The sequence below is a fragment of the Cellulomonas algicola genome, from assembly GCF_003851725.1.
Classification (GTDB): Bacteria; Actinomycetota; Actinomycetes; order Actinomycetales; family Cellulomonadaceae; genus Cellulomonas; species Cellulomonas algicola.
The window spans coordinates 1-9644 of sequence record NZ_BHYL01000108.1; the positions used below are offsets into that span (position 1 = coordinate 1).

At 74.2% G+C, this 9644-nt stretch carries 9 protein-coding genes; 3 read left to right on the plus strand and 6 right to left on the minus strand.

What is annotated here, in order from left to right; all coding sequences use genetic code 11:
• Positions 1–84: 84 nt before the first annotated feature.
• Together CTKZ_RS08265 and dapE are read right to left on the minus strand one after the other, a co-directional pair.
• Positions 85–903, minus strand: a complete 819-nt coding sequence (locus CTKZ_RS08265; RefSeq protein WP_124342504.1) for an LOG family protein — start codon at positions 901–903, stop codon at positions 85–87.
• Between the two features lie 125 nt (positions 904–1028).
• Positions 1029–2129, minus strand: coding sequence for a succinyl-diaminopimelate desuccinylase (gene dapE / locus CTKZ_RS08270; RefSeq protein ID WP_124342505.1), 1101 nt, complete (start codon positions 2127–2129; stop codon positions 1029–1031).
• Positions 2130–2231: 102 nt separating this feature from the next.
• Here dapE and dapD point away from each other — a divergent pair, with 102 nt between their 5' ends.
• Together dapD and CTKZ_RS08280 are read left to right on the plus strand one after the other, a co-directional pair.
• A complete protein-coding gene (dapD, locus tag CTKZ_RS08275; RefSeq protein ID WP_124342506.1) occupies positions 2232–3200 on the plus strand; it encodes a 2,3,4,5-tetrahydropyridine-2,6-dicarboxylate N-succinyltransferase in 969 nt (322 codons plus the stop codon).
• 4 nt (positions 3201–3204) lie between these two features.
• Entirely contained in the window at positions 3205–4116 is a 912-nt protein-coding gene (locus tag CTKZ_RS08280) for a hypothetical protein (protein WP_124342507.1), read from the plus strand.
• Between the two features lie 132 nt (positions 4117–4248).
• Here CTKZ_RS08280 and CTKZ_RS08285 read toward each other — a convergent pair whose 3' ends face one another.
• The 3 genes from CTKZ_RS08285 to fdxA all read right to left on the minus strand — a co-directional run bounded on the left by CTKZ_RS08285 (position 4249) and on the right by fdxA (position 7239).
• On the minus strand, positions 4249–5547 hold the full coding sequence (locus tag CTKZ_RS08285) for a citrate synthase (protein WP_124342508.1): 1299 nt from the start codon (positions 5545–5547) through the stop codon (positions 4249–4251).
• A 197-nt stretch (positions 5548–5744) separates the two neighbouring features.
• Positions 5745–6902: a succinyldiaminopimelate transaminase gene (gene dapC / locus CTKZ_RS08290; protein WP_124342509.1), complete on the minus strand. Its 1158-nt coding sequence runs from the start codon at positions 6900–6902 to the stop codon at positions 5745–5747.
• A 10-nt stretch (positions 6903–6912) separates the two neighbouring features.
• Positions 6913–7239: a ferredoxin gene (gene fdxA / locus CTKZ_RS08295; protein WP_013772042.1), complete on the minus strand. Its 327-nt coding sequence runs from the start codon at positions 7237–7239 to the stop codon at positions 6913–6915.
• A gap of 151 nt (positions 7240–7390) precedes the next feature.
• Between fdxA and CTKZ_RS08300 the strand changes: the two genes are divergently transcribed.
• Positions 7391–7624 (plus strand): putative acetyltransferase, encoded by a 234-nt coding sequence (locus CTKZ_RS08300; RefSeq protein WP_124342510.1) that lies wholly within the window; start codon positions 7391–7393, stop codon positions 7622–7624.
• Positions 7625–7725: 101 nt separating this feature from the next.
• Here CTKZ_RS08300 and CTKZ_RS08305 read toward each other — a convergent pair.
• Positions 7726–9644: VanW family protein (locus CTKZ_RS08305; protein WP_124342511.1), on the minus strand; the 1919-nt coding region annotated here is incomplete at its 5' end.

Consider the following 9644-nt stretch of genomic DNA (forward strand, 5'->3'; position numbering starts at 1 on the left):
GCGGTGCCCCCGCCGGCGGGACCCCGTCGACCGCGGCGGTGGGCGCCGGTGCGACCGGGCCGGTGGGTGGCGCGGCCCCGCCGGTCACCCCGCGGCCTCGGGCGACGACTCCGCCTCCGCGGTCGCGCGCGCGGCGGCCTCCTCCTGGGCGCGCAGCTCCGCACCGCGTTCCCGGACGATGTCGACGGCCTCCTCGGCGTCGTCGACGACCTTGAGCAGCTCGAGGTCCACGGCGGAGATCATGCCGCGTTCGAGGACCGGCCCGCTCACCCAGTCCAGGAGGCCCTGCCAGTAGGAGCGGCCGACGAGGACGATCGGGAAGCTCGTGACCTTGTGCGTCTGCACGAGCGTGAGCGCCTCGAACAGCTCGTCGAAGGTGCCGAAGCCGCCGGGCAGCACGACGAAGCCCTCGGAGTACTTGACGAACATCGTCTTGCGGGCGAAGAAGTAGCGGAAGTTCACGCCGAGGTCGACGTACGGGTTCATGCCCTGCTCGAACGGGAGCTCGATGCCGAGCCCGACGGACAGGCCGCCTTCCTCGAACGCGCCGCGGTTCGCGGCCTCCATGATCCCCGGGCCGCCGCCGGTGATGACGGCGTACCCTGCGCCCGCGAGCAGGCGCCCGACCTCCACGCCCAGCCGGTACTCGGCGCTGCCGACGGGGGTCCGGGCCGACCCGAACACGCTCACCGCGGGCCCGACCTCGGCGAGCGCGCCGAAGCCCTCGACGAACTCGCTCTGGATGCGCATCACGCGCCACGGGTCGCCGTGCAGCCAGGACGCGCCGTCGCCGCGGCTCAGCAGGCGCTGGTCGGACGTGCTGGAGGGGATCTGCCGGCCGCGCAGGATCACCGGTCCCTTGCGGTATCCCTGGCCGGGTGCGGGCTGACCGTCGTCGCTCATGGGGTGACTCTAGGCGTGGGCCCTGGGGGTTCGCGGCCCGGACCGGCCACCGTCACCGGACCGTCGCCGCAGCGATGCCGGTCCGTCGCCCGGTGCCTCGTCCGGGCCGGTCGGCGGCGCCGTCGTCAGGCGGTGAGCCAGGCGCGCAGCGCGGCGTGCGAGACCTCGATCTGGTCCACGGGGCAGTGCTCGTCGACCTTGTGCGCGAGCAGCGGGTCGCCGGGGCCGAAGTTGACGGCCGGCACGCCGAGCGCGGAGAAGCGCGCGACGTCGGTCCAGCCGAGCTTCGCCGCGGGCGCGCCACCCGTGACGGCCAGCACGACCTCGGCGAACGCAGCGGCGGCCGGGTGGTCGAGGCCGGGACGCGCGCCGGGCGCGGCGTCGGTGACGACGACGTCGTAGCCGTCGAGCAGGTCGCGCACGTGCTGCGCGGCCTCCTCCACGCTGCGCGACGGCGCGAACCGGTAGTTCACGGTGACGACGCACGCGTCGGGGATGACGTTGGCCGCCGTGCCGCCCGTGATCAGCACCGCGTTGAGGCCCTCGCGGTACACGAGCCCGTCGACCTCGACCGACGCGGCCTCGTACGCCGCGAGCCGCCGCAGCACCTCGCCCGCGGCATGGATCGCGTTGCGGCCCGTCCACGCGCGCGCCGAGTGCGCGGCGACACCGGTCAGCCGGACCTCGGCCCGGAGCGTGCCGTTGCAGCCGCCCTCGAGGCCGCCCGCGGTCGGCTCGCACAGCACCGCGAAGTCGCACGCGAGCCACTCCGGGTGGGTCCGGACGAGCCGGCCGAGGCCGTTGAGGTCGGCGTCGACCTCCTCGTGGTCGTAGAACACCCACGTGACGTCGTGCGTCGGCGCGTCGAGCTCGGCCGCGAGCGCGAGCTGCACCGCGACGCCCGCCTTCATGTCGACGGTGCCGCGGCCCCAGACGACCCGGTCGGCGCCCTCGCCCTCGACCCGCGTCGGCACGTTGTCGACGATCGGCACGGTGTCGATGTGGCCCGCGACGACGACGCGCGTCGGCCGTCCGAGGGCGGTCCGCGCGACGACCGCGTCGCCGTCGCGCAGCACCTCGAGGTGCGGGCACGCGCGCAGCGCCGACTCGACGGCGTCCGCGAGCGCGGTCTCGTCGCCGCTCTCCGACGGGACGTCGCACACCGCGCGCGTCAGGGTCAGCAGGTCGGCGCGCAGGTCGAGGGCGGCAGGCGTCGTGGCGGTCACACGGCGACCCTAGCCGCCGTGCACGACGCGCTCCGGTCCGTCCCGGCCCGTCGCGGGGGCTACCGGACGGTAAGCGCCTGCACGTTGTCTAGGGTTGTCCGCATGACAGCACGCACGGCCTGGGGCTTCGGCCTGGCCACGGTCGCCGGCGACGGCACGACGCTCGACACCTGGTACCCCGCGCCCGCGCTCGGCGAGCCGCCGGCCGACGCGACGGCCCCCGCGGAGCTCGTCGCGGGCGAGCGCGTCGACGACGCGCGCGGCGTGCGCATGCAGGTCGTGCGGACCGTCGTCGACCTCGACTCCCCGCCGGCCGACACCGCCGACGCGTACCTGCGCCTGCACCTGCTGTCGCACCGCCTCGTGCAGCCCCACGGGCAGAACCTCGACGGCATCTTCGGCGTGCTGCCGAACGTCGTGTGGACCGACCGCGGGCCGTGCGCCGTCGACGGGTTCGAGACGACGCGCGCCCGCCTGCGCGCCGCGACGGGCGTCCCGGTGACCGTCCTCGGCGTCGACAAGTTCCCGCGCATGGTCGACTACGTCGTCCCGTCGGGGGTGCGCATCGCCGACGCCGACCGCGTCCGCCTGGGCGCGCACCTCGCGAGCGGCACAACCGTCATGCACGAGGGGTTCGTCAACTTCAACGCCGGGACGCTCGGCACGTCGATGGTCGAGGGCCGCATCTCCGGGGGCGTCGTCGTGGGCGACGGCTCCGACGTGGGCGGCGGCGCGTCGATCATGGGCACGCTGTCCGGCGGCGGCCGCGTCGTCGTGTCGGTCGGGCGGCGCAGCCTGCTCGGCGCGAACTCGGGCCTCGGCATCCCGCTCGGCGACGACTGCGTCGTCGAGGCCGGGCTGTACGTCACCGCGGGCACCAAGGTCACGTTGCTCGGGTGGGGTGCCGACGGCACCCCCGACCCGGCCGCCGAGCCGCGCGTCGTCAAGGCCCGCGAGCTCGCCGGCGCGCACGGCGTGCTGTTCCGGCGCAACTCGCTCACGGGCGGGGTCGAGGCCGTCGCACGCGCGGGCGCGGGCGTCGAGCTCAACGCCGCCCTGCACGCGAACTGACACCGTGGCCGGCCGACGCCCCCGGCGGCACCGCGGACGACGTGCCGGCTGCCTGGCCGTCGCGCTCGTCGTCGCCCTCGGCGGCGGCGTCGCCGCGGTCGTCACCGTGCTGCGCCTGCAGGACGAGGCCCCGCCCGTCGTGCAGCGGTGCGCCGCGACCGTCGACGGCACCACGTGGTTCCTCTCGCCCGAGCAGGCGGACAACGCGGCGCTCATCGCCGCGACCGCGGTCCGCCGCGGCCTGCCCGCCCGCGCGGTGACGATCGGTCTCGCCACCGCGCTGCAGGAGTCGAAGCTCGTCAACGTCGACTACGGCGACCGCGACTCGCTCGGCCTGTTCCAGCAGCGGCCGTCGCAGGGCTGGGGCACGCCCGAGCAGGTGCAGGACCCCGTCTACGCGACCGGGATCTTCTACGACCACCTGGTCCAGGTCGCCGGGTACGAGGAGCTGCCGATCACCGAGGCGGCCCAGGCCGTGCAGCGGTCCGGCTACCCCGACGCGTACGCGCAGCACGAGGTCCGCGCCCGCGCCTACGCCTCCGCGCTCACCGGCTGGTCCCCCGCCGCGCTCTCGTGCACGCTGCGCGATCCCGACCCCGGGACCGGCGCCGTCGCCGCGGTGACCGCGCGGCTGCACCGTGACCTCGGCGAGCTGCCCCTGACGGCGGAGCCGCGCGAGGGCGGCGGCACGACCGTCGTCGTCGACGTCGCGCCGCTCGCCGCGTCCGACCCGGCGAACGCCGACCGGTTCACCTGGGCCGTGGCGCAGTGGGCCGTCGCCGTCGCCGCACCGCTGGGACTCACGCACGTCGAGGCCGGCGGTCAGGCGTGGGACCGCACCGAGGCGTCGTGGACGGCCGCGACGGCCGCCGACTCCCCCGCGACAGGCCAGGTCCGGCTCACGCTCGGACCCTGATGCCGACCATGCCCGACGGCGGACCGGGCGCATCGGTCCGCCCGGGTCGTCGACGCGCGAGTGGGCCGGAGGGCCGAGAAGGGCCCGGCACGTCGAGCGTGCCGGGCCCCTCCGTCGGGCGGTGCTGTCGCGTCAGCGATCCGCGACGGGCGTGTAGTCGCGCTCGACGGCGCCCGTGTAGACCTGCCGCGGGCGGCCGATCTTCGTCTGCGGGTCGTTGATCATCTCGCGCCACTGGGCGATCCAGCCGGGCATGCGGCCCAGCGCGAACAGCGGCGTGAACATCGACTCCGAGAAGCCCATCGCCTTGTAGATGAGGCCCGTGTAGAAGTCGACGTTCGGGTAGAGCTTGCGCGACACGAAGTAGTCGTCGTTGAGCGCGATCTCCTCGAGGCCGCGGGCCAGGTCGAGCAGCTCGTCGTTCTTGCCCAACGCCGAGAGCACCGCGTCGGCGCTCTCCTTCACGATCGCGGCACGCGGGTCGTAGTTCTTGTAGACGCGGTGGCCGAAGCCCATGAGGCGGACGCCGGGCTCCTTGTCCTTCACGCGCTTCATGAACGCGGTCGCGTCGCCGCCGTTCGCCTTGATCTCGTCGAGCATCTTGAGCACGGCCTCGTTGGCCCCGCCGTGCAGCGGGCCCGACAGCGCGTTGATGCCCGCGGCGACCGACGCGTACAGGTTCGCGTTCGACGAGCCGACGATGCGGACGGTCGACGTCGAGCAGTTCTGCTCGTGGTCGGCGTGCAGGATGAGCAGCTTGTCGAGCGCCTGCACGACGACCGGGTCCGGCTCGTACTGCTGGTACGGCACCGCGAACGTCATGCGGAGGAAGTCCTCGACGTACCCGCGCGAGTAGTCGGGGTAGAGCAGCGGCTCGCCCTTCGACGTGCGGTGCACGTAGGACGTGATGGTGCGCGTCTTCGCGAGGATGAGGACCGTCGCGAGCTCGACGGCCTCGGGGTCGTGCGGGTCGAGCGACTCCGGGTAGAACGTCGACAGCGCGTTGAGCGCCGACGACATGACGGCCATCGGGTGCGCGTTGCGCGGGAACGTCCCCATGAACGTGCGGAAGTCCTCGTGCACCAGCGTGTGCCGGTTGACGCGCTCCTCGAACGCCTCGAGCTCCGACGGCGACGGCAGCTCGCCGTGGATGAGCAGGTAGGCGACCTCGAGGAACGACGACTGCTCGGCGAGCTGCTCGATCGGGTAGCCGCGGTAGCGCAGGATCCCCTCGTCGCCGTCGATGTACGTGATCTTCGACTCGCACGAGGCGGTGTTCATGAAGCCCGGGTCCACCGTGACCAGACCGGTGTCGCGCAGGAGCGAGGAGACGACGATCCCGTCGTTCCCCTCGGACGCGGTCACGACGGGCAGGTCGCGGGACTGGCCGTCGACGATCAGCTGGACCGGCGCGGTGACGACGTCCGACATGTGGTTCCTTCCTGCGACGACCCTGGCCCAGGGGATGCGCTGGGCGTCCGGCGGTCGGTTCGTGCGGCCTGCTCGGCCAGCTGCTCCGGCCCTCGTTGGCCAGCCTTGACGGTACCTGCGGCTAGCCTGCCGTGACCAATCCGTGACGGGACCAGGGTCCCGGTGTGACGGTCCTCACAGACCGTCCCTGACGTGGGTCATGCACCGGTGAGGCGAGCGGCCGCCTCCGCGATCCTCTCGTCCGACGCGGTCAGCGCGACCCGCACGTGCCCGGCCGCCGCCGCGCCGTAGAACGCGCCCGGCGCGACCAGGATCCCCTGCTCGGCCAGGTCGCCCACCGTCGACCAGCAGTCCTGACCTCCGCCGTCCGGACGCACCCACAGGTACAGCCCCGCGGACGAGCGGTCGACGACGTACCCGGCCTCCTCGAACGCACCGCGCAGCAGCCGGCGTCGCCGCCGGTACCGCTCGCGCTGCTCCGCGACGTGCTCGTCGTCGGCCAGGGCCGCAGTCGTCGCCGCCTGCACGGGCCCCGGGACGATCATGCCCGCGTGCTTGCGGAGCTCGAGCAGCCGGGCCACCAGCGCCGGGTCGCCCGCGACGAACGCCGCCCGGTAGCCCGCGAGGTTCGACTGCTTCGACAGCGAGTACACGGCGAGCAGCCCCGTGAGGTCGCCGCCCGTGACGCGCGGGTCGAGCACGCTCGGGACGCCCGACGACGCCCACGGCTCCTCCCAGGCGAGCTCGGCGTAGCACTCGTCCGACGCCACCACGACCGGCCGGCCGTCGCGCTCCGCCGCCGCACGCGCGGCGTCCACCACGCGACGCAGGTCCTCGACACCCAGCACCGAGCCGTCCGGGTTGCCGGGCGAGTTCAGCCAGACGAGCCGCACCGCACCGCCGCTCGACGGGTCCGCGAGCACGGCCGCCGGGTCGTCCGTCGGGACCGGCGTCGCACCCGCGAGCCGCGCACCCACGTCGTACGTCGGGTACGCCGTCGCCGGGTGCAGCACCACGTCGCCGTCGCCCAGGCCCAGCAGCGACGGGAGCAGCGCGACGAGCTCCTTCGAGCCGACCGTCGGGAGCACCGCCGCCGGGTCCAGGCCGGGCACGCCGCGGCGTCGTGCGAACCAGCGCACCACCGCGTCGCGCAGGTCGGGCGTGCCGTGCGTGAGCGGGTAGCCCGGCGAGTCCGCGGCCGCGGCGAGCGCGTCACGCACCACCGCGGGCGTCGGGTCCACCGGGGTGCCGACCGACAGGTCGACGATGCCGCCCGGGTACGCGCGCGCCCGCTCCGCGAACGGGGTGAGCGTGTCCCAGGGGAAGTCCGGCAGCGCGCCGGTGAGGAAGCCCACGCAGGTGGCGTCAGTCGCCGTGCACGCGGAGCGGCAGCGTCGCGATGATCGGGTGGTCCTTGTCGATCTCACCCATCTTCGCGGCACCGCCCGGCGAGCCCAGGTCGTCGAAGAACTCGACGTTCGCCTTGTAGTACTCGCTCCACTGCTCGGGGACGTCGTCCTCGTAGTAGATGGCCTCGACCGGGCAGACCGGCTCGCAGGCCCCGCAGTCCACGCACTCGTCCGGGTGGATGTACAGCGACCGCTTGCCCTCGTAGATGCAGTCCACGGGACATTCCTCGATGCACGCCTTGTCCTTGACGTCCACACAAGGCTCGGCGATGACATAGGTCACGGTGCGTCCTCCAACGCGCAGGGGGTCTGCCTAGTATCCCCCACATGCGAGCAGGCGTGAGGTCGTGTCCACGGCGGCGGGACCGGCGGTCGCCGTCGCCGACCTCGCGGGACGCCCTGACCGTCGCACGCAGGGCCCGGCAGGTCGCCGCGTGAGCCTCGACTGGCGCACGCTGCGGCCCGGGGAGCGCGTCGTCGTCCGGCGTCGGCGCGACGACGACCCCGCGCCCGGTGAGCCGCAGCTGACCGACGTCCTCGGCGACGTCGTGCGCTGCGACGACGACGGGCTCACCGTCCGCACGCGCGGCGGTGACGTCGACGTGCCCGGCGCCGACGTCGTGCTCGCCAAGCGCGTCCCTCCCCCGCCGCCGCGCCGCCCGCGCTGACCGGGCGGCGTGCGCGCGGCTGGGCTCACGGGCGGACCCGCAGACGACGGAACCCGCCGGGCCGGGGCCTCGACGGGTTCCGCGCGCGCGTGCCGGTCAGGTCACGGGCTGGCCGGCGGGGTCGCCGACGGCGGCGCACCGCACACGATCTTGTTCTGCGGCTTGTACCGCCACGAGTTCGTGTCCGTGTCCTTGAGCTCGCCGTTCAGGTACAGCTTGCGGGTCACCGTCACCGAGAAGCCCGGGTTGCCCGCCGACTGCGGCTCGCACGTCGCGGACTGCGAGTACACCGTCGTCGGCGACACGACCCCCGAGCGCGGGCTCGTCGTCGACTCGACCGTCCAGTACTTCGTGCCCCAGATCCGGACGTACACGCGGCCGCCCTCGACCCACGACTGCACCAGCGCGCCGTACGGCGTGTTGTTCTTCCAGCGCATGTCGAGCGTGCCCGTGAAGATCGTCGCCTCGCGGCCCTCCGGGTAGCGCGCGAACCACTCGCTGTGCGGCTTGTGCTCGATGTCCTCGAACCCCGCGAAGTGCGCCGCGTTGTACGTCGTCGTCGAGATCTGCGAGAGACCGCCGCCCCACGCGTCGACGTGCTCGCCGCTGACGATCGCGCCCGCCTGCACGAAGCCGTGCGCCGCGTCCACCGGGCCCAGCGCGTCCGTCAGGCTGAACGTCTCGTCCGGGCGGATCAGCGTGCCGCTGATCTTCGACGCACCGTTCGCGATGTTCTGCGTCCGGCGCGGCTCCGACGTCAGCGGGGTCGAGAACTCCGAGACGATCTCCTTGATGCCGAGCGCCTCGAGCTCCGCCGTCGACTCGGCCGGGTCGGCCTGCACCAGCTCGACCGTCGCCGACCGCGCGCTCGCCACGGCCGCGTCGGCGACCGCCGTCGCGAGCGACGCCGGGTCCAGCGTCGTGCCCGGCGTGCCCGGCACGATCACCGGCGCACCCGACGACAGGTCGAAGTGCGCGTCCTCCGACGCCGTCAGCAGGTCCGGCAGGTCCTCCAGGACCGCGGCGCTCAGCGCCTCGCCGTTCATCTGCAGCACGAGCTCGCCGTCCACCGGCACGAACGACGCGTTCGCCGTCACGACCGCCGGCTCGAGCGTCGCCGACCGGTCGCCCACGGTGACCGACACGGGACCCGACGCGACCTTCTTCGCGACCTCGAGCGCCGCGTCCGTCTTCTCCTGCGTGATCGCCGGCTCGACCGTCGTGGTCGGCAGCGCGAGCGGGCGGGCGGCGTCGAGCCAGCCCTCGTGCAGCACCTGCGTCGCACCCTCGACGTCCAGCTCCCAGCCGTCCGCCGCCTGCGTCGCGTTCGCCGTGCCGTCCGCGAAGACGATCGTCCCGTCGACCGGCGCGAGCACGAGCGACGAGCCCAGGTTCTCCAGCGCGGCGGACAGCGCCGCGTCGTCGACCTGCGTCACCGGCTGCCGGGCGCCCACGCCCACGATCTGGTCCCACAGCCGCAGCGGGTCCGCCAGGTCCACGCCCGTCATGCGGTCCACGGTCGCCTGCGGGTCGAACACCAGACCCGCCGTCGCCGGGTCCACCGTCGCCTGCACGTCCTGCGCCTCGACCGGGACCGGCTGCGTGGACGCGTCCGCGAGGGACTCCTGCAGCCGGGCCACCGCCTCCTGCGACGACAGGCCGCCCACGTCCACGCCCGCGACCGTCGCGCCACGCGGAACCCGGTCCGCGAGGGCGAACGACGCGCCCACGTACAGCCCGCCCAGCACGACGAGGATGCCGGCGATCACCAGCACCGGTCGCACCCAGCGGCGACGACCGTCCTCCGGCTCGAACACGTCGAGCGGCGACTCCGCGCGGTCGTCCTCGTCCTGCGGGACTGGCCCGGACGCGATGCGCGGTGCGAGCGGGTCCGGCCCGCGCGATCCGACCGGCGCGAACGCCCCACCGGGCGCGGCGGCAGCCGCGGGAGCTGCGCTCGCGGTCGCCGAACCCGCGGTCGCCGCACCCGCCGTCGCCGCACCCGCCGTCGCCGCACCCG